We start from the raw sequence: 20930 nt of genomic DNA on the forward strand, positions 1-20930 counted from the left end.
CAAAAATGTAAGGTAAATGTAAGCGAAATCGAGGGAACGAGTTGTAGAAAAATGAGAATATGAAGTAGGAAATAGGTTCATGTTAAGGGGGTAACTCTTATTGGGTGAATAATTAAAAAATTCTTAAGAATTTACATGACAAAATAATAAGAAATATGTGAGAAATTGATTTTATACAAAAGGGATGGAGTGAAAGAGATGTCAACAAATGTAGTTACTGTAGAAAGTGTAGAAAAAACGTATGGGAAAAGAAATGAGAATCAGTCAAAAGCATTAAGGGGTGTATCGTTAAGTATTAAAGAAGGAGAATTTGTCGGGATCATGGGACCTTCTGGTTCTGGAAAAACGACTTTACTTAATGTGATAAGTACACTTGACCAAGCGACAGGTGGTAGTGTGACGATAGCTGGTACAAATATTACTTCTATGAAGGGCAATGCGTTATCTGATTTTCGCTCTCAAAAATTAGGTTTTATCTTTCAAGATTTTAACTTACTAGAAAATTTATCAATTTATGAAAATATCGCTTTACCACTTTCTTTGCAAGGCGTACCGTCAAGTGAGATTACTGGAAAGGTAAATGACGTTGCGAAGAAATTAGGCATCACTGAAATTTTAACAAAATATCCGACGGCTGTTTCTGGAGGACAAAAGCAAAGAACAGCGGCGGCAAGAGCTTTAGTACATAATCCAGCAATTGTATTAGCAGATGAACCGACAGGCGCGCTTGATAGTAAAAATGCAAAAAGTTTATTAGAAGCGATGCAAGATTTACATGAAAATCATAATGTAAGTATTTTAATGGTTACACACGATGCATTTAGTGCAAGTTATTGTGAGCGTATTTTATTTATTCAAGATGGTCTTCTTTATAAAGAATTAAATCGTCAAGGCACTCGAGAGAATTTCTATCAAGACATTTTAGGTGTGCTCGCTCATATGGGCTCAGCTGCTGAGTCTAAGTAGGGGGCGAAACTATGTTATTTAAATTATCACGTCATAGTATGAAAAAGATGTTAAAAGATTATATGGTTTTACTTATTGGCCTCGTTATTAGTATTAGTATTTTCTACATGTTCCAAACAATGGCGATGAATAGTGAATTTACGAAAGATAATAGCCTAATTAGTAGTATTAGACTCGTCTTTTGGGTAGGTGCAATACTATTATCTTTCATTACTGTATTTTATATTATATATGCCAACTCTTTCTTACTCACGTTAAGAAGAAAAGAACTCGGTATGTACATGATGCTTGGTGCAAAAAAGAAAAAAGTAGCACAGTTATTATTTATTGAAACATTCGGTATGGGTATTGTCAGTATTATTATCGGTATTTTAGTAGGGATGTTACTTGCAAGTGTAGCAGGAAACTTTTTAATGAATGGAATGGAAATTTCAGCAAAAGGTAGTTATGCATCTGTATACACACCAGCAATTTTAGTTACAGCTATTTTCTTTTTAATACTATTTTTCATTACTGGCTTAATGAACAGTGTCCGATTGTTACGTAAAACTGAACTAGAGTTAATTCGTGAAGATGAAACACTAGATGAAGTGAAGAAAAGTAAAACTCGTATTATTATAATGACAGTACTCGGTATATTGCTAGTAAGTACAGGATACTACTTTATGGTAAATATAAAAATGTTTGCTGAAGTCGGTTTTATAATAGCGACAATCGTTACAACACTTGGAACATATTTTATTTTTAGTTCATTGCTCCCATTTTTTGTGATGAAAATTAAAGGGAATAAAAAACGAAATGAAACAGGCTTAAATAGTTTTACATATGCACAGCTACGCTTTCGCGTAAATAGTTTATCAAGAGTATTAGGTACTGTAGCGATGTTAATTGCATTAGGCGCAGGTGCGATGACGGCAGGTATGGCGTTCCAAAAAAATGTAGGTATTATGACAGACTTTTCTCGTGTATATGATGTTGTAATTCATGATCCGAATGATCAAGACAAAGCTGCCTTAAAAGAAATGGAAATTGTTGAAGAAAGCAAGTACAAATATAAAGTAGATGGAGAAGCGGTTTATTATTTACGTAACGACTTAACTGCGAAACCACCACTTGTTTCAGACCATTTTGATACAAAAACGTTAAAAGAGCCTGTTCGTAAACGTGTGACTGAACCTTTAACTGAACCTGTATATTCAGCTTTAGAGGCTCCTGAATTAGCAAAATTCCCTCGTATGCCAAAGGATTGGGAAGACGCAGTTGTAAGAGAGATACAAATTACGCATAATCAATTTAGCGGAAAACCAGTAAGAATTGCAGACGAAGAGCATTATAAAGGAATTCAAGGAACAGAACACACTGTAACATTAGCAAAAGTAGATGATATGAAAAAATATAAACCGTTATTGATCGAAATAGACAAGAGACAAAAAGCACAAATTGAAAAAGCAACAGGTGAAAAGGTAGACTTATTTACGAAAATGACAATTTATCAGTTTATGAACAGCTTTATGAGCGGAACAATGTTTATGGGATTTTTCCTCGGAATTGCCTTTTTAGCAATGATGGCAAGTTCCCTTATGTTCAAAATATTAACAGGTGCTTCTCGTGACGTACGACGTTATGAAATGTTACGAAAAATCGGCGTAAGACGTAGTATGTTAACGAAAAGTATATATAAAGAAATTTCATATTTATTTATCTTCCCAGCAATTATTGGAATTTCCCACGTTTTAGTTGGGCTTAACTTATTCAGCTTTATATTAGTTGACCCGTTTGTAAAAGTATGGGTGCCAATAGGAATTTTCTTAGTCATTTATTTCATTTATTACTGGATAACTGTTCAACTTTATAAAGGTATGGTAATGCCGAAAGAAGAGGTAGCTAAATAGTTTATGAAAAGAGTCCTTGTGTTGAGAATAAGGGCTCTTTTTTTATGTTTTTTATAAAGAAGGAAAAGATTGGATAATGGTCGAAAAATATAATGTAACTTCCAAGAAATGACTAAAATAATACTGTTTTGTCGAGAGAAAGGATACGAAGTATGAAAGAAATGCTACAGTTATTTCGCAACAAAGTGTATGCACGTTTTTTTCTAGCAAATATTTTAGAGCGACTCGGTTCTATGATTGCTGGAATTTCTTTAATGTTTTATTTGCTAGATCAATACGGAAAACAACCAGTTTACGCAACGATGACACAAATTATGATTGCATTACCTGCATTAATCTTTTTTCTATTGGTAGGGACAGTAGTGGATCGATTTGATAGACAACGTATATGTACAGTAAGTAACATATGTTGTTCGCTCTGTAATATTGGAATCCTAATTTCGCTTTATTACGGGATGATTATACTTGTCTTTATATTTTTATTTTTGGAAAATGCGTGTATACAATTTTTCTCTCCAGCAGAACAATCGATGATACAGGGAGTAGTTGAATCAGACCAATACGGTGCAGCAGCGGGTATTAATCAAATGGTAAATAGTTTGTATGCTTTGTTTGGTGTAGGAATTGCAACGATGGTGTACTGGACTTTTGGGATTTACGGGAGCATTTTAGTAAATACGCTCACTTTTATTATGAGTGGTATTTTGATTCAAACAATCTCCATTCCAGAAAAAGTTCGTTTACCAAATGGTAGAACAAAATGGAAAGAAGTTAATTTGAAGATGTTAATAACAGAGTTTAAAGAAGGGATTAGGTATATATACCAAAATGAAACTTTAAAAAAATTACTTTTAGGATTTATCGTATTTGGATTATTAAATGGTGTTTTAAGTGTATCCACTACTTACATATTAAAATACAAACTAGCTCCAGAAACGTATGAAGGTTTAGCAATGGTGGGCGGTGTAGTTGGAGGGATTTCATTACTAATTGGAAGTATAGTAGCAACGAGTATAGGTAAGAAATATGCGCCAAAATCTATTATAGTTTTTGGTATGGCAGGCTCAGGAGTCTTCTTTGGTATGTGTTACTTTGTAAATTACGTATGGTCTTTTTATGTATGTATCGCTTTAGCGACATTCTTTTTACCGTTTATTAATGTTGCAATATCAGGATGGATGTATGAGATCGTAGAAGAATCATTCATGGGACGTGTTCAAAGTTTACTTAGTCCATTAACGACAGGATTCCAGCTGTTATCTCTCGGTGCGATAGCGATGTTGTTCCCGAAATGGATTCGTGCAGATACGTTGTTTATTATTTTATTTGGTTTATTATTTTTTGTTACGTGTTTATATCAAACCATTTTACCTAGTGGGAAGAAACGTGTGCAAGGTATAGTTGAAGAGATGTAATAAATGTGTTTTTTGATTTCTGAATATTCTATCGGATGGTAAGGGGAAATAGTTATGTTGATGCGAATTGTTAAATGGTGTGGGGTTACTTGTTTACAACTAGTAGCTGCAATTTTATGTATAATCTGCCTAGGTGCGCTGCCACGTTTATTTAAGGGATTGCAAATTGATTTAATCGGTTTTTGGAACACGATTGTCTTTCTTGGAGGGAAGATACTTCAACCGGGTGAAATTACATATGGATTTCGAGACTCAAGAAAATTATTTCCGCAAATATGGATTCATTATTTTGAAACGATGATTGTATTTCTATCAGCGTTTTTACTATCTTTGCTTATAGCGTATATACTTGTCGTTTGGGTATTGCAGCGTTCTCATATGAAGCAAAAAATGTGGAATGGAGTTTTTCTTACGCTAGAGAGTATACCGGATATATTACTTATTTTATTATCACAACTTCTTGTCGTAATTGTTTTTCAAAAAACAGGTTTTATGCCAATAAAACTTGCTGGATTAGGAGAAGAGAGAGTACGATTGTTACCGATTATATGTCTTACAATACCAACAACGTTATTATTTATTAAACTATTGTTATTACGTTTTAAAGAAGAAATGGAGAAAGATTATAGTATATTTGCGAAGAGTAAAGGACTAAGTTTGCAGCATATTTTAACACATCATGTTTCAAGGAATGTTTTATTGACGACAATTTACTATGCGAAAACAAATATTTTATTTATGCTATCCAATTTATATATTATCGAATGGATTTTTAATACATATGGAATGTTTGTATTTGTAAAAGAAAATTCTAAATTAGAAATATTTACAGTGAGTCTAGTTATATTATACGTTCCGCTTTTTATACTATTTCGTATATTACATACGCTTTTACAAAATGTTATAAGGGAGCGTGTGTAACATGTGGCAAGTTGTAAAAAGAGATGTGAGATTTTGGATAGGTGTTACTTTTCTGAGTGTACTAATGATTATTAGTATTGGATATACGTTATTTTTCGATGAGAATATTCGTGAACTTACGATGATGTATAACGAAAAAGGAGAACTAGAGGCTGCTCCATTTTCGCCATCAAGTAAATTTTGGTTCGGAAGTGATACGAAAGGCCGTGACCTTGTCCAATTAATAATAGAAGGCGCGAAATGGACAGTTGGAGCGAGTATAATTATAGCAACTTTACGAGTTATAGTTGGAGGAGGGATTGGTTTACTTCTTGGTATGTATGGTAAGCGATCTTTTCCGGTTATCTCATCCTTTTTTGATCCTTTTAGTATTGTACCAATGGTTATGATTTCTTATTTTATGTTAAATGAAGTTTTAACGTTTGATAGTGGAGCGGAAGTTGTGCCGTTGTATTTGCGGGTGACATTTCAAATTATAGTTCTTACATGTCTTGCTGTACCAACAGTTATGTTGTATGTAGCGCAAGAAGTTAAACGTATTAAGAAAGAAGAATTTATGTTGGCAGCCACTGTGCTTGGCGGGAGTAAATGGCAGAGGTTGAAGCGCCATATATGGCTTCATATGTTACCATCATTTCTTTTATTAGTAGCACAACAATTTGTGAGTACTTTATTACTTCTTTTACACCTTGGTTTGTTGCAATTATTTTTTGGTGGAACAATAACCTTCAGTGGAATGGATCCAGATAGTGTAACAAAAGAATGGACAGGATTAATTGGTCAAAACTTCCGGCACTTAACTACTCATACATGGATTGTACTTATACCGATTGCTTTTTATAGTATGACAATCTTAGCTGGAAACCTAATTAGTAATAGCATGCAAGATGCGATTAAGCTAGGAAATGTGAGAAGGTCAAAGCGGGAAGGGAGAGAAGTGCAAGTAGAGAAACAAGTACAACCAACTATGAATGACTTTTCTTTTTATAGGGAGATACAAAAGTAAAGAAAGATAGCTGAAGACAAATCGTTTTCAGCTATCTTTTTTCGCTTAAAGTGGAGGTAAATCAATCTTACCTTCTTCAAATAATTCTTTTATCATATGCTTCGTATAACCAGCGGCTTGACCAAATGTGATTTTTGCTGGCATTGGTGCTTCGTTAGCATCTACAACTACATCAATAATACACGGTTTATTTTGTTTTACTGCATTTTCGAAAGCGGGAAGGAGTTCATCTAAATTCTCAACACGGTATCCAATACCTCCACACGCCTCTGCATATTTTGCAAAATCAGGGTTCGTTAAATCTGTTTCGAATTCGATGTTACCCATAACTTCTTGCTCGAATTTAATCATCGCAATTTTATTATTGTTTAATACGACGACAACGATTGGTAATTTATATTTTACAGCTGTTACGAAGTCATTCATCGTCATTCCAAATCCGCCATCACCACAAACTGCAAATACTTGTTTATCCGGGAATGCAATTTTTCCAGCAAGAGCACCAGGTAAACCGCAACCAAGTGTTGCGAGCCAGCTAGAAATAACAAATTGCTGGTTCGTCATACGGAAGTGCCTTGCGGTCCATACTGTTACATTTCCGACATCGACTGATAGAATTGCGTCATCATGTGCTACTTGCTGCAGAGCATGCATAACGCGTTGTGGTTTAATTGGAATAGAAGAGTCTTCTTCTTGATCGTGTAATTTTTCTTCCCACTTTTTCATCATTTCTTGATGATGTTCTAAGAAAGAATGGTCTGTGTGTTTTTCAACATTTTCAATTAACCATCGTAATGTTTTATTAGCATCACCAGCTAAACCAATATCTGTCGCATAACGTTTTCCGATTTGGGCAGGATCTGTATCGATATGAATTGTTTTTGCTTTTTCAGGTAAGAAACCAGTGAACGGATAAGAAGTACCAACCATAATTAAAGTATCTGCATGTTTCATTGCTTCATAAGAAGGTTTCGTTCCGATTAATCCTAATCCACCGATACAAAGAGGATGCTCATCAGGAATAATTCCTTTAGCAGGTAATGTAAGTACGATTGGAGCACCAATATGTTCTGCCAATGCAAGTAAAGATTCTCTCGCATGTTTTGTTCCTTTTCCAGCTAAAATCACAGGCTTTTTCGCTTCATTTATTGCGAGTTTCGCTCCATCTAAATCTTCTTTTTGTGGAAACAACTCAGGTAAAGTAAAAGAAGTATTTGTAATACGAGCACCATTTTTCACTTCGAATTTCGGGACATCATCTGGAATTGTAAGAACGGATACACCTTTTTTCGTATAAGCCATTCGAATTGCTTGATTCACTACGGCAGGTAGTTGCTCTGCTGACATAATACGCTGGTTATAAACCGCAACATCATCAAACATTCTTTCTAAATTTACTTCTTGGAAAAAGTCCGTTCCAAGTAAATCGGTTTCTACTTGACCTGAAATTGCTAGAACAGGGGCTTTATCGAGTTTCGCATCATATAAACCATTTAATAAATGAATAGCACCAGGTCCTGCAATTGCCATACAAACGCCAAGTTTTCCTGTTAATTTTGCATAGGCAGCCGCTGCTAATGCACCAGCTTCTTCATGGCGAACTTGAATGAATTTAATTTTATCTTGTTTTTTTCTTAAAGCTTCAATGATAGAATTGATGGAATCTCCAGGCATACCGTATATGTGTTCTACTCCCCAGTCAATTAATAAATCAACTAATGCTTCACCGGCTGTTTTCCCAAACATAATTGTTCCTCCTTATAATAGGTAGATAACATTATGTTTTGGATAAAAAGGAAAAATATACAAATAAGAAAATTTATCTGGTTATTTGTAATCTAAGAATCAGTGTGGGAGGAACAAAAGTTTCACTTTAGCAACTTTAATGATGACCAGCGAATAAAGTGAACACTGTTATTAGTAAAAAACCACTAGTTGCCCACATTAGAAATGTAAGGAAAGAGAGCTGTTTCTTAGCTTTCCAAAGCATTTCATGAATTGTGACATATCCAAGTGAACCAATAGCACTTCCCATAATGAGTCCTTGCAGGTGAAGAGCTTTTCCTTCCATCAAAATGCCAAAAACTGTGCCAGTACCGAGAATAAGAGAAAGTAATAAAGTCGTTAATAAAAAGGAAATATATTTATGTTTTGTAAAAAGAAATGGAATAATTAAAGCTAATCCTTCTGGAATATGGTGAACGACAATTGCTATTAAAAAGGGAATGGCAGAGTCATTATGATTTATAAAAGCTGTACCTAACGCAAATCCACTCGGTATATTATGAATAAATATAGCGAAAGAGAGAAAAAGGAAGGTTTGCCATGCTTGTTGATCTTTTTTATGTATCATTGGATGGTGACAATAGTTATCTAATAAGCTCATAACTAAAATACCGATAGCTATACCAAGTATAGGCCCAACCATTTCGTAGCTTGAAAATGTTTCAGGAATAATTTCAAGGGATAACAGCCCAAGTAAAATACCACCACATAATGCGTATAAACGATGCATCTTTTCTTCAATAAGTTGGCGTGTTGCTACTCCAACAGCACCTCCTAAAAGTAATCCACCGAACGAAAAAAATGTTACAATCATTGGAATCCATAAACGTTCCATAGTATCACACTCCGATTCTATTCCCTTATTTTTAGCTTACGAAAAGGAAAGTTAGATTAGTCCAAGTAATTGTGTTTGATTATAGAGAAAAAAGTAGTGATTCGTTATAATTTATATATTAAATTTAAGTGAGAAAATGAAAAGGGGAATTGGTTATGCAACAAATTAAAAAAATAGGAAACTCATTTTGGTATATGACACCTGTTTCTGAAACAGATAGACCTATATTAGGAATGGTTGTTGGACAAGAAAAAACTTTAATGATCGATGCAGGGAATTCAGAGGAGCATACACAATTATTTTTAGAAATGTTAAAAGAACAAAATGTATCGAATCCAGATTTCGTAGCACTAACCCATTGGCATTGGGATCATATTTTTGGATTATCTGTATTACGGAATGCATTAACTATTTCGCACGCTGAAACGAAAAAAGAAATGCAGACAATAGTATCTTATGAATGGACAGATGAAGCGTTGGATGCACGCGTAAAAGAGGGTACTGAAATTGAATTTTGTGCGGATTGCATCAAGAAAGAGTTTGAAGAAAAAGCGAGAAATATTAACATTATTCCTCCGACCTTAACGTTCCAGAATCAAATTGAATTAGATCTTGGTGAAGTGACATGCGTGTTAAAACATGTGGGCGGAGATCATGCACATGATTCAGTTGTTATTTACGTGAAAGAAGAAAAGATATTATTTTTAGGAGACTGTATATATGCAGATATTTTTTCTTCGAAGTGGAACTATACGACGAAAAGAACGTTTAAATTGATAGATGAATTAGAGAAATTTGATGCTGAGACATATATTCTCTCTCATGGGGAAGCAATAAATCGAGAGGAGTTTTTACAAGAGATTCGTATGTTAAAAACAGTAGGAACTTATACAGAAGCTCATATAGGTGATGAAGAGAAGATAAAGGCAGCGTATAAACAAGAACTAGATAGAGAATTAAATGAAGATGAGTTAGAAACAATAACTTATTTTGTCAATGGTTATGAAATGAATAATCAATAAGACACTACATTAATCCAATATAATTAAATTGCACAAAAAGAGTATTGAAATTTAATTCAATACTCTTTTCAATAGTTAAATATGTAGTTTCAACTAAATTCTAAATATAGGGGTTCATCGTCTGAAGTGATTTTATTCTATTTATTTTTCGTATAGATAGTGGTTCAAGTAGAAGCTTTCTTTGCTAATTCAGTAATATATTCAAAGAATACATCACGTTTTACATCATAAACGACATTTACAGGTCGTCCATCAGCAGTTTCCTCTGTACGTCCTTGGCTTGGTCCGTATGTATGAACGATACTATTAATTGTTTCAGTTTTTGCAAGGTTAGTGTTTCCGACAAGCGCGGTAGTTAGTACATCCCATAAATAGTAGGTAGAGTTCGTTGAGAAGTGAACGAGAGGGGGAACCATTGCATAGCATTGACCAAGGAAATCCATACCAATATACTTTCGTTCTTTTGCCCATTGTTCACGTATGTTTATAGTTAACGGAACTTGGTTTGTACTTTCTAGTGTCACTAAGTCGATTTTAATTTTTGCATCCCATACACGAGCCACTGCTTCAGGGTCCCAAAACGAATTCCACTCAGCTGTTCCATCATGCTCTGGTTCATGTACATTGCCTGCTGTAAGAAATGTACCACCCATCCAAACGAGACATTCAATTTTATCTTCAATTATGGGAGCTTCATATAACGCACGAGCAAGGTCAGTTAGGGGCCCGGTAAATAATAAAGTTGTTTTTCCTTCCGTTTGTAGAAGTGTTTCTATTAAATGGTGATGTGCAGGCTTTGCTGCCATGGGTGCTACAACTTTTCCAGACTCATTTAAAATTGGTAAAGCATCTACATAAAATGCATGCATCCGCCAGTCTTTAGGAAACGGGTTTTGCCCGCGAGAGTTTGAAGCGGCTACTGCAATATTATCTTTGCTGAAGCGATCAATAATTTTACGACTTGCAGACATTGCAGGTTCTAAATAGCAGTCTGCTGGGATAACAGATACACCGGTAAGTTCAACGTTTTCCATTTGAAGTAATAAAAATAATGAAATTAAATCATCTACGCCGCCATCATGATTGAAGTATACTTTTTTTTTCATTGTAATCTCCATCCTATATGATTTAGTTAGAAATTAAATATGAATTGAGGAAAAGTCATCAATAATTTCCACCACTTCAATTTCTCCATTAATCAGTAGCTCAGGAAGCTCATTTCTAATATTTCCTTTCCAATACTTTCTAGCTTGTTCGATTTTTTGAGAAAAAGGAATACCATCTTCTTTCGGTAAAAGATTCCCGTCACCTTCAAAAGAACTTCCGATTACTCGTAGTTTAACAATCTGTAAAACTTCTCGATTGTAAGAATCAAATAGCGCTTTCCATTTCAAAGCATCCTCATAGCTCTTAGCAGCATATAAACAAGATAACCTGGAAGGGTATTCAGGGAATTCTTGTAGTCTAACCATTTCTACAATTGTTTCTCTAACTGCTCTAATTGTTTGATTCATATAATTCATAACTACTTTAGCATTTTCATTATTTATATGTAATTCGTCATTTTTATAGTGATTATTTAAAATTTGTATGCCATCTTCACCACTAAAATTTAATTGTTCTCTTTCAAAAAAGAAGTTATATAGAGTATTGTGTTGATTTTTTTTAAAAGGAATCATTTGTCCGATATGCATTCTTTTCCTTGTTACGATGTGATATGCGTAAAATTCTGTTTCATTCATGGTTATCCTCCTAGTAATAATGTAATGCAATGTTAAATTTAGTAATTCAACATTGAAATATATAAAACCTTTATAAGTAAAAGTGAGAATTTGAGTTGAAAGTAAAGAAAATACATGAAAACGTTTTAAATTTGTTCACAAAATGTTCACTTACGAAGGGGGTTCCAATGTCGATATAATGACAAAGACTCAAAGAGAGAGGATGATGAAATTTGCCAACAACAAGAAAAGAAAACCTCCAATTTGGCATGATGATGTGCTTTGGAATGGTTATCGTAATGACGTTTTACAATTTACTAATGAATGAAACAGGAGGACCAATTTATATTAAAGAGATTGCATTAGAACTATTAATTGGCTTTATTATTGCGCTATTAATTGAAATAAGTATAGTTGGACCTTGTGCGAAAAAAATTGTATTCATGTTGCCATTTGATAAATCTAAGAAAATAAATATTATCGTTGCAATGGCGACAACTATGGTAATCGGAATGGTGTTCTTTATGTCATTTTTCGGTATGGCTATGATGCATTTACATGGTGGGCTACAAGGAGATTCATTTGTTTTAATTTATTTTTCGATTTTTATTAAAAATTTCATAATGGCATATCCATTACAATTAATTATTATGGGACCGCTTGTACGTTTCTTATTTGCAAAGTTTGTTATGAAAAAGAAATCTTTTAATGTAGCGTAATTTTTATTTATAAAACATTATATATAAATAATTAAAAACGCATCTCGCATTTTTGAGGTGTGTTTTTTTTCATTCCAAGTTATTTTCATAGTGATGTGACATTTGTCCTTTTGCCATTATAGGATGATGGTTTTTAATTAAGTCAGAAATAAAGGATGAGGAGATGATTTTTTGAAAGGTATTCTATTTGCTGTTTTTGCGGGGATATTTATAACACTTCAAGGAACCTTTAATGCGAAACTTAGTTCACATATCGGTATATGGTCGACGAGTATTATAACCCATTTAATTGGATTCATTATTGCAACAGCTGTATTTTTGTTAAAGAAAGAAGAGAAAGTAACGGATTTAAAGAGTGTAAAAAAAATATATTTAGTAGCGGGTGCATTTGGTGGATTCATTATTTGTGCAGAAACTATGGCAATATATTCACTAGGAGTTACATTGACAGCTGGCACACTAATGGTTGCTCAATTGTTAACGGCAACAGTTATTGAAATGAAAGGACTGTTTCATATAAAAAAGATACAGATGGAGAGATATCATATTGTGGGAACAATAGTAATGATTATAGGTATTGTTGTATTTAATATGTAAATGAAAGGAGGAAATGAATATGGAGAATAGATCAAGTTTAATTACGCATTATTTGAAAATCAATAAAACGCTCGAGGTTTTTTCAGAAATAGATACAGCATATTTTCAATTAAATCATTTTGAAAAAGGCGAGCTTATTTGCAATATAGATGACGAAATGGATCGTTTATATTTTGTTGTTAAAGGTAAAGTAAAAGTTTATACGATTACACCTGAAGGGAAGAAACTAATCCTTCGCTTTATCAATCCACTCGCAATTGTTGGTGATATTGAATTAATTCAAAATAGCAAAGCACATAATGTCGTTGAAGCTTGTTCAGATGTTGTAGCAATCTCTATTTCTAATACGGTTATTAGAAACAAGTTATTACATGATCCTATATTTATGAAGTTCTTGCTTGAAAACATTGCGAACACGTTAAAAATATCGACTCGTTTTACTGCTCTTAATTTACTGTATCCTGTAGAAGTACGTGTAGCTAGTTATTTACTTTCAATTTCAACAGATAGTAACGGGAATATGTATAAAGGGGATTTGGATGCAACTTCGGTAACGAGTATTGCAGATTTTATAGGGGTAAGTTATAGGCACGTAATACGGGTATTACAAAAATTTTATAATGAAAAATTAATTGAAAAGAGTAATGGAGTTATTGTAATTAAAGATTTTTCTAGAATGAAGGAAGTCGCTAAAGATAATATATATGAGCAATGAAAGGGAGAGGAAGATTTTGATTGGATTTAGTTTAGCTATATTAGCAGGAATATTAATTAGCTTACAATCTGTTTTTAATGCAAAAGTAAATGAAAATGTAGGACAGTGGTTAACGACTACATGTGTCCTTGGAATAGGTCTCATTAGTTCTATTCTATTTTATATCATTACAGAAAACAGTATTAGCATTAAAGTGTATACTGCAAATTATTTGTTTTATGTAAGTGGACTGTTTGGCATTGGGTTAATTATTTGTATAATGGGTGCAATAAAGAGTTTAGGTCCAGCATATACGGTGCTAATTAGTCTTATTACTCAATTGGTCGTTGCGTTATGTATTGATACATTTGGATTATTTGGAATGGAGAGCATTCCATTACAAATTAATAAATTAGTTGGTATAGGTTTATTAATTGTGGGAGTAGGAATTTTTAAAAATCTATTTTCGAATAAGAAAGCTATTCATATAAAAAAGGATAGGGTTTAAAGAATTTAAAGGTAAAAGCTATTGACGGTCAGAACATATACATTTAAAAAGTAGTAAGTGGGTTATAAGAAGAGAGGGTAAGTGATTCAACATATGTTGCAAGATGGTGTACATGATTTGGAAATCGATGAGATTCAACATTTTAGCTCCTACGTAAAGTGCATGCAAGATTTTATCCCGCTATTTGTCGGGCAGTAAGACCCCTACCTCAAAATTCAGCGAAAGCAAAGAAGTTAGGTGGGGAGCGGGCTGCCCGTAAAAGCCCGATTGGTGAGGGCTAATAATCAGTGGGGGATGAGCAAAGCCCCCATTGATTAAAGTTTCACTTCACAATTATGTTTCTGCCTTTGATTTTATTAAAATTAACATTTATGAACTAAGTATAAATGTATTGAGCTCTTCTTTACTTTTTATTTTTTGAACCGTAAATGAACAAACTTCAACATTTTTATTAAGTTTACAATTCTCATCATTATACGCGTACTACCGTCCCAATCTTTATTTGTAGCTATATCTTTAAAGAAAGGGGAGCAGCTCAATACTTTTATTGTAGAGGACCATTTTTCTATTGATTTTGGATTATTTACGTAAAAATACATCATAGCACCCTTATTACCAGATTTCTTTACAGTAGCATTCGAAAGATTCAGTGCGAACTTTGATTCAGCGTCAAAATATAATTCTCCTCCAGGGAAACGTTTTGACATAGCGACTACGATCTTTTTTAAATCTTCTTCTTTAAAGTAATAAAACACACCTGCTGATATAAAAAGAATACCGTCGTTTGGATTATATTTTATATCGTCAAACCAAGAAGTATCAAAAAATGATTTAGCAATGCTAATGTTTCTAGGAGTATCTTCAATTAAAGTTTTGCGAAAAGAGATTGCATCGGGCAAATCAAGATTGTACCAATGTATTGTACCGTTATCGATTCTTGAAAAAGTAGTGTCTAGTCCGGAACCGATGTTTACAATAGTAGCATTCGGGTGTTTTATTATAAATTGTTTTATCGTATCGTCAATTTTTCGTGCACGGGTAATGTATGTGATACATCCGTATTCGCCAAATGTATTTGCTATTGTTGAGAAGTCAAAATCACATTCTTTAATTATTTGAATAGCTTCTATATCATCTAAAATATCCTTATTTTTCTCACTGCCATATGCTCTTCCCCATAGTGGAATAAGCATTGTACCTTGTACAGATTGCAAATCTAATTCTTTAACCATGAAACATCCTCCGTTTAATAATAAACAATATATTTAGTCGTTATTTAACATTTTTGAGAGCATTGTATTTGTTTTATATAGTCCATAAGTTAAATCCCGCCTATCTTCTTCAGATAACTTTTCGAGGTTTACTGTGAAATTATTATATATTTGTTTCCATCTCTCATAATGTACTTTTTCAGCTTTTTCTGTCAGAGAGATTAATATAGCTCTTTTGTCTACCATATCTTGCTTTTTTATGATGTATCCGTTTTGTTCTAAGTTACGCACTGTTACACTTAATTGTTGTTTAGGGATGTTTAAATAACTAGCAATCATTTTTAAGTTTACAGGCACCTTTTGCTGGGCGATATACTCTACTACGTGTTGTTCTAAATGTGTAAATTCTGAGGATTTCTCCGATAGTAATTTAAAAGTACCTGACATATTTAATAATAAATTCATGTATTCGTTTAATAATTCGTTTTGGTTCATTGTTTTTGATTCCTTTATGAATTTAGTTATTATTTTATTACTAAATTTACTATAAATCAATTGAAATTACTCTTTATAGTAAATGAACGTTTACTAATAACTGTTTTTTTGAATTTATGTGGACTGAATTATGAAGGTGCGAGAAGTGGTTTTAGGGAACGAGAATATAACCGAATATAAAATATTACTAAACATATATAACTAATGAATACAATGTCTTTTTCAGTTATTAAGTTGTAAATCATTTTATGATAAAATCTTTTACATAATTTAATAAAGGGGTAGTTTTCAATGGGTTATTTCTCAAATGGTTTATTAGTTTTGTTTGTGCTAATCGTATGCAGTTGTATATTTTTTGGTTGATAATATAATGAGAGTCTTATATAAAAGAAGTTATCTTAAGTGAGATAACTTCTTTTTATTTTATGTTGAGAAGGAATTTTATCTTTCTTATTGAAGTTTGTTCTAGTTATTTTTACATCGATCAGATTTGTGTAATGGGAATTTTATGAAATATAAACAAGCCAGAGAATAGGGAGTATTTACATGGAAAATAGTATACGCTACACAAGTGAACAACCTACAGATTTTAATGGATTATTATCCTTATACGAATCTTTAGAATGGAATTCTCTTAAATTAACGGTTAACGAGTTAGAACGAATGTGTAAGCAAAGTTGGTATGCAATTTATGTTTTTGATGATAAGAGGTTAGTAGGGATGGGGCGTGTCATATCAGATGGAGTCATAACAGGCATTATTTGTGGAGTTGGTGTATTGCCAAAATATCAGTCTAGTGGCATCGGAAAAGAAATAGTGAAACGATTAATCCAGCACTGTGAACAAAACAAGGTTATTCCACAACTTATGTGTGTAGAAAAATTGCAATCTTACTATGAATCTATAGGGTTTGAGGCATTCTCTATTGGTATGACAAAACATATTATAAGATAGAGGTGCTTTATTCCGCTATTTGCCGGGCAGTAAAACCCCCACTGATTAAAGTTTCACTTTATATTTTCAGTTTACTCGTATATATTTTTAAACTTTAATATAAAGGAGAATGGCTGTATGGAGATCGCTAAAGGGATAGAAATGTTACAACTTGAATTTCAAGAATTTGTTATTCATCCAATTCTTTTATGGGATGATGAAATGGCAGTATTAATAGATACGGGTTTCCCAGGACAAATTGAAGATATACAAGTAGAGATGGAAAAGGTTGGGGTATCATTTGATAAGTTAAAAGTCGTGATTTTGACGCATCAGGATATTGATCATATAGGTAGTCTTCCGGAGTTGTTGCAGCGCTGTCGAAGTAATATTAAAGTTTATGCGCACGAACTAGATAAGCCATATATCGAGGGGGATTTACCTTTATTGAAGGACGGAAATATAGAGAACCGACCAAAAGGAAAAGTGAGTGATACTGTGATTGACGGGCAAGAACTTCCGTATTGCGGTGGAATACTAATTCTTCATACTCCAGGGCATACTCCGGGTCATATTAGTTTATATTTGAAACAAAGTAAAATTCTTATTGCAGGAGACTCTATGTATAGTGTGAATGGGATGTTAGGAGGAATTCACGCCCCAACAACTATAAATATTAAGGAAGCACAGCAGTCTTTGAAGAAGTATTTAAATTTACATATTGAATCTGTAGTTTGTTACCATGGGGGATTTAGTAAGGGGAATATAAATGTTCAACTTCAAAATTTGTAAAAGTTAAAGTGAAATTTTTTGTTAAACAGCATTGAAGTATAATCTGATTATTAGTATATAAATAAATTATAAAAAGAGCATGTTTGAAAAAAATCAAACATGCTCTTTTATTAAAGCAAATCAGTTTAATATGAATGACCTAATCCGTTCCAATAAAAAGAAACGATTTCTTGTGATAATTCATCTATATTTGCAAGAATAGGATTGTGATTTTCATCTTTAAAATTCCCAATTGATAATAAAGATACGAAAGCATGAGCCGCAAATTTAGCGTTTCCTTTTGGGATTTCTCCGATGTGCATCGCATTATCGAGTGCTTTTTCTAGTACTTCATACATATTATCTTCAGCATTTTTTAATTCTTTCAATTGTTCTTCAGATAACGACAGTTTTGCATCTTTCATAAAATTTTTCATATCAATATCCATCGTTGCGTGTAAGTAAACTTTAGCGAAGTCTAATAATCTTTCTTCTAACGTTTTGTTTGTAGAGAGTATTTGAGACATATTCTCACGTATACGTACCATCATTTCGATCATAGTAGCGGTAAATAAATCGGCTTTTGTTGAATAGTAATAGTAGACAGTTGCTTTCGTAACACCACAAACTTTTGCGACCTCATCCATAGAAACGACTTGATAATTTTGTGTAAGAAATAAGCGGGTTGCTACTTCTAAAATGGTTTCTTTTGTAGATTTTGTATTTTTATTTTGACGCGGCCTTCCGAGAGGACGTTGTTTTTGTTCCAAATACATTCGCTCCTGACATTTATGATTGAGATAATTATAACATAATTTTCAATCATTCTTGATTAATTAACCGACCAGTATATATAATTAATAATGGAGGAAAAAAGGAAGGTGGGTTTTTATGAAAAAGCACCCGTTACATATGTTAGGGAGGCTTGTGGCAGGGAAAAATACGCAATGGATCACTTTATCGGTGTGGATTCTTATTACATTATTACTTTCATTTACGTTACCACAAGTAAACAGTACGAAAGAACCGAATCCGAAAAATTTACCTGAAACAGCTATGTCACAGCAAGCGGAAGCGCTTATGAAAAAAGAGTTTCCGAATAATGCAGGGAATCCGTTGTTAGTAGTATGGTATAGAGATGGTGGATTACAGTCACAGGATTATAAACTCATACAAGATGTTTATAAGGAGTTAAAAGCTAGTCCTTTAAAAGAACAATCAACGTTACCACCATTTGATACAATCCCAGAGCAAGTATTATCAAAAAGTGCATCAAAAGATGGTACATCATTTGTTACACCGGTATTTTTTAATAAATCTGCTGGTACAGATATATTAAAAGGAAATCTTGAAGAGTTTAGAAAAATAGTGAATAGTAAGGTGGATGAAGATCCATTTAAACAAAAAATAAGTGAATCTGGTTTACATGTTCGATTATCAGGACCTGTAGGTATTCAAACGGATGCAGTTAGTTTATTTAGTCAAGCAGATGTGAAATTGTTAGTGGCTACTGTACTACTAGTGTTAGTTTTGTTAATTTTACTGTATCGTTCACCAATTTTAGCGATTTTACCTATACTTGTTGTTGGCTTTGCATACGGTATTATTAGTCCTACACTCGGTTTTTTAGCTGATCACGGATGGATTAAAGTAGATGCCCAAGCGATATCAATTATGACAGTATTATTGTTTGGCGCTGGAACGGACTATTGTCTATTTTTAATTTCGAGATATAGAGAGTACTTGTTAGAAGAAGAAAGTAAATATAAAGCATTACAACTTGCGATTAAAGCTTCTGGCGGTGCAATTATAATGAGTGCATTAACTGTTGTACTTGGATTAGGAACATTACTACTTGCTCATTATGGAGCCTTTCATCGATTTGCAGTACCATTTAGTGTTGCTGTATTTATAATGGGAATCGCTGCTTTAACGATTTTACCAGCACTATTATTAATATTCGGTAGGATTGCATTTTTCCCGTTTATACCGAGAACAACTTCAATGAATGAGGAGTTTGCAAGAAAGAAAAAGAGGGCTGTAAAAGTTGAAAAATCAAAAGGCTCCTTTAGTAAAAAACTTGGAGATATTGTAGTACGAAGACCGTGGACAATAATTATGCTAACTGTATTTGTATTAGGCGGATTGGCTTCATTCGTACCACGTATTCAATACACATATGACTTATTAGAGTCGTTTCCAAAGGATATGCCTTCTCGTGAAGGGTTTACGTTAATTAGTGATCATTTCTCAGCTGGTGAACTAGCACCAATAAAAGTTGTTGTTGATACGAAAGGCAAAGAGCTTCCTATTAAACAAGAACTAGAGAAATTTTCTTTCGTAAATACAGTGAAAGAGCCAAAAGAGGGAAAAGAAAATAAGCAAATACAAATGTATGAAGTTTCTTTAGCGGAAAATCCATACTCAATTGAAGCGTTAGATCAAATTCCTAAATTGAAAACTAGTATAGAAAAAGTATTAAAAGATGCTGGGATTAGTAATGCTAAAGATCAATTATTGATTGGTGGGGAAACAGCTTCATTATATGATACAAAGCAAATTACGGAACGTGATGAATCAGTAATTATTCCAGTAATGATTAGCATTATCGCTTTACTATTACTTGTCTACTTACGATCGGTTGTTGCGATGATTTATTTAATTGTAACTGTCGTTTTATCATTCTTCTCAGCGTTAGGAGCAGGATGGATATTACTTCATTACGGTATGGGTGCGCCGGCCATTCAAGGTGCGATACCGTTGTACGCATTCGTATTTTTAGTTGCTTTAGGTGAAGATTATAATATCTTTATGGTTTCAGAAATATGGAAAAACAGAAAGACACAAAATCACTTGGATGCAGTAAAAAATGGTGTAATACAAACAGGTAGTGTTATTACATCGGCTGGTTTAATTTTAGCAGGAACTTTTGCAGTGTTAGGTACACTTCCAATTCAAGTATTAGTTCAATTTGGTATTGTAACTGCAATTGGCGTATTACTAGATACGTTTATCGTAAGACCGTTACTTGTACCCGCGATTACAGTAGTTTTAGGCCGATTTGCTTTTTGGCCAGGTAAACTTTCAAGAAAGAGTGAAGAAATACAAAAGGTGGATGCATAGTTAAAAAAGCCAAGGATATTTTCCTTGGCTTTTTTCAATGTAGTTAATTAATTTTTTGAAGTCAAATCATCAGATGCAGCGTGATCAGCATCTTCAATTGTTGTTTCGGGCATTCCGTATAAGCCGTTCATTGCTTGTTCTTCGATAGTAAGATTTGCAGTATTATTATTTTGAATAGATGTAGTGTTTTCAGTAACATTTTCTTTTTTATTCATATTTTTGTTATTCATGTATGTATCCTCCAAATTTCATTTGATTTATCTATAGTATGTGGATGGATTTCCAGAAATATGTGAATTGATTCTTACATATGTTA

At 33.2% G+C, this 20930-nt stretch carries 21 protein-coding genes; 13 read left to right on the forward strand and 8 right to left on the reverse strand.

Features of this window, described 5'->3' with window-relative positions; all coding sequences use genetic code 11:
• Nucleotides 1-198 precede the first annotated feature (198 nt).
• The 5 genes from ACUXVC_RS11475 (at nt 199) to ACUXVC_RS11495 (ending at nt 6200) form a co-directional block, all read left to right on the forward strand.
• A complete protein-coding gene (locus ACUXVC_RS11475) occupies nt 199-966 on the forward strand; it encodes an ABC transporter ATP-binding protein (RefSeq protein ID WP_000106426.1) in 768 nt (255 codons plus the stop codon).
• An 11-nt stretch (nt 967-977) separates the two neighbouring features.
• Nucleotides 978-2858 carry an FtsX-like permease family protein gene (locus ACUXVC_RS11480; protein ID WP_098127891.1) on the forward strand — a complete coding sequence of 627 codons (1881 nt, stop codon included), beginning with the start codon at nt 978-980 and terminating at the stop codon, nt 2856-2858.
• A 143-nt stretch (nt 2859-3001) separates the two neighbouring features.
• Complete coding sequence (locus tag ACUXVC_RS11485) at nt 3002-4273, forward strand: MFS transporter (RefSeq protein WP_446026152.1); 1272 nt, start codon at nt 3002-3004, stop codon at nt 4271-4273.
• Nucleotides 4274-4327: 54 nt separating this feature from the next.
• The gene (locus ACUXVC_RS11490; protein WP_142947221.1) at nt 4328-5194 is read left to right on the forward strand and encodes an ABC transporter permease subunit; all 867 of its coding nucleotides are present in this window, start codon (nt 4328-4330) and stop codon (nt 5192-5194) included.
• A 1-nt stretch (nt 5195) separates the two neighbouring features.
• Nucleotides 5196-6200, forward strand: coding sequence for an ABC transporter permease subunit (locus tag ACUXVC_RS11495; RefSeq protein WP_446026050.1), 1005 nt, complete (start codon nt 5196-5198; stop codon nt 6198-6200).
• 45 nt (nt 6201-6245) lie between these two features.
• Here ACUXVC_RS11495 and ACUXVC_RS11500 read toward each other — a convergent pair whose 3' ends face one another.
• Both ACUXVC_RS11500 and ACUXVC_RS11505 read right to left on the reverse strand, forming a co-directional pair.
• Nucleotides 6246-7946 (reverse strand): pyruvate oxidase, encoded by a 1701-nt coding sequence (locus ACUXVC_RS11500; protein ID WP_065483489.1) that lies wholly within the window; start codon nt 7944-7946, stop codon nt 6246-6248.
• A gap of 136 nt (nt 7947-8082) precedes the next feature.
• Nucleotides 8083-8820 carry a ZIP family metal transporter gene (locus ACUXVC_RS11505; protein WP_000440632.1) on the reverse strand — a complete coding sequence of 246 codons (738 nt, stop codon included), beginning with the start codon at nt 8818-8820 and terminating at the stop codon, nt 8083-8085.
• A 155-nt stretch (nt 8821-8975) separates the two neighbouring features.
• Between ACUXVC_RS11505 and ACUXVC_RS11510 the strand changes: the two genes are divergently transcribed.
• Nucleotides 8976-9842: an MBL fold metallo-hydrolase gene (locus ACUXVC_RS11510; protein ID WP_095690948.1), complete on the forward strand. Its 867-nt coding sequence runs from the start codon at nt 8976-8978 to the stop codon at nt 9840-9842.
• Between the two features lie 164 nt (nt 9843-10006).
• Here the strand turns inward: ACUXVC_RS11510 and ACUXVC_RS11515 are convergent, their stop codons facing one another.
• Both ACUXVC_RS11515 and ACUXVC_RS11520 read right to left on the reverse strand, forming a co-directional pair.
• Nucleotides 10007-10960 (reverse strand): nucleoside hydrolase, encoded by a 954-nt coding sequence (locus ACUXVC_RS11515; RefSeq protein WP_141241068.1) that lies wholly within the window; start codon nt 10958-10960, stop codon nt 10007-10009.
• A 21-nt stretch (nt 10961-10981) separates the two neighbouring features.
• Nucleotides 10982-11584, reverse strand: coding sequence for a DUF2441 domain-containing protein (locus tag ACUXVC_RS11520; RefSeq protein ID WP_446026051.1), 603 nt, complete (start codon nt 11582-11584; stop codon nt 10982-10984).
• Nucleotides 11585-11796: 212 nt separating this feature from the next.
• Between ACUXVC_RS11520 and ACUXVC_RS11525 the strand changes: the two genes are divergently transcribed.
• From ACUXVC_RS11525 to ACUXVC_RS11540, 4 genes are all read left to right on the forward strand, one after another.
• Entirely contained in the window at nt 11797-12282 is a 486-nt protein-coding gene (locus ACUXVC_RS11525; protein WP_446026052.1) for a DUF2798 domain-containing protein, read from the forward strand.
• Nucleotides 12283-12453: 171 nt separating this feature from the next.
• Nucleotides 12454-12879, forward strand: a complete 426-nt coding sequence (locus ACUXVC_RS11530) for a DMT family transporter (protein ID WP_144488712.1) — start codon at nt 12454-12456, stop codon at nt 12877-12879.
• 19 nt (nt 12880-12898) lie between these two features.
• The gene (locus ACUXVC_RS11535; RefSeq protein ID WP_000431608.1) at nt 12899-13594 is read left to right on the forward strand and encodes a Crp/Fnr family transcriptional regulator; all 696 of its coding nucleotides are present in this window, start codon (nt 12899-12901) and stop codon (nt 13592-13594) included.
• 16 nt (nt 13595-13610) lie between these two features.
• Nucleotides 13611-14081 carry a DMT family transporter gene (locus ACUXVC_RS11540; RefSeq protein ID WP_098127482.1) on the forward strand — a complete coding sequence of 157 codons (471 nt, stop codon included), beginning with the start codon at nt 13611-13613 and terminating at the stop codon, nt 14079-14081.
• A gap of 410 nt (nt 14082-14491) precedes the next feature.
• Here the strand turns inward: ACUXVC_RS11540 and ACUXVC_RS11545 are convergent, their stop codons facing one another.
• Nucleotides 14492-15313, reverse strand: coding sequence for a class I SAM-dependent methyltransferase (locus tag ACUXVC_RS11545; protein WP_098127483.1), 822 nt, complete (start codon nt 15311-15313; stop codon nt 14492-14494).
• 33 nt (nt 15314-15346) lie between these two features.
• Nucleotides 15347-15787, reverse strand: coding sequence for a MarR family winged helix-turn-helix transcriptional regulator (locus ACUXVC_RS11550; protein WP_016081689.1), 441 nt, complete (start codon nt 15785-15787; stop codon nt 15347-15349).
• Between the two features lie 546 nt (nt 15788-16333).
• On the opposite strand from ACUXVC_RS11550, the gene ACUXVC_RS11555 reads away from it, so the two are divergent.
• Together ACUXVC_RS11555 and ACUXVC_RS11560 are read left to right on the forward strand one after the other, a co-directional pair.
• The gene (locus tag ACUXVC_RS11555; RefSeq protein WP_017657653.1) at nt 16334-16741 is read left to right on the forward strand and encodes a GNAT family N-acetyltransferase; all 408 of its coding nucleotides are present in this window, start codon (nt 16334-16336) and stop codon (nt 16739-16741) included.
• Nucleotides 16742-16858: 117 nt separating this feature from the next.
• A complete protein-coding gene (locus ACUXVC_RS11560) occupies nt 16859-17512 on the forward strand; it encodes an MBL fold metallo-hydrolase (protein WP_053564539.1) in 654 nt (217 codons plus the stop codon).
• Between the two features lie 125 nt (nt 17513-17637).
• On the opposite strand, the gene ACUXVC_RS11565 is transcribed toward ACUXVC_RS11560, so the two are convergent.
• Nucleotides 17638-18261, reverse strand: a complete 624-nt coding sequence (locus ACUXVC_RS11565; protein ID WP_053564538.1) for a TetR/AcrR family transcriptional regulator — start codon at nt 18259-18261, stop codon at nt 17638-17640.
• A gap of 121 nt (nt 18262-18382) precedes the next feature.
• Here ACUXVC_RS11565 and ACUXVC_RS11570 point away from each other — a divergent pair, with 121 nt between their 5' ends.
• Nucleotides 18383-20614 carry an MMPL family transporter gene (locus ACUXVC_RS11570; protein WP_446026053.1) on the forward strand — a complete coding sequence of 744 codons (2232 nt, stop codon included), beginning with the start codon at nt 18383-18385 and terminating at the stop codon, nt 20612-20614.
• Between the two features lie 47 nt (nt 20615-20661).
• Here the strand turns inward: ACUXVC_RS11570 and ACUXVC_RS11575 are convergent, their stop codons facing one another.
• A complete protein-coding gene (locus ACUXVC_RS11575; RefSeq protein WP_001060660.1) occupies nt 20662-20844 on the reverse strand; it encodes a DUF4021 domain-containing protein in 183 nt (60 codons plus the stop codon).
• Between the last annotated feature and the right edge of the window lie 86 nt (nt 20845-20930).

Source organism: Bacillus sp. N6 (assembly GCF_052805735.1).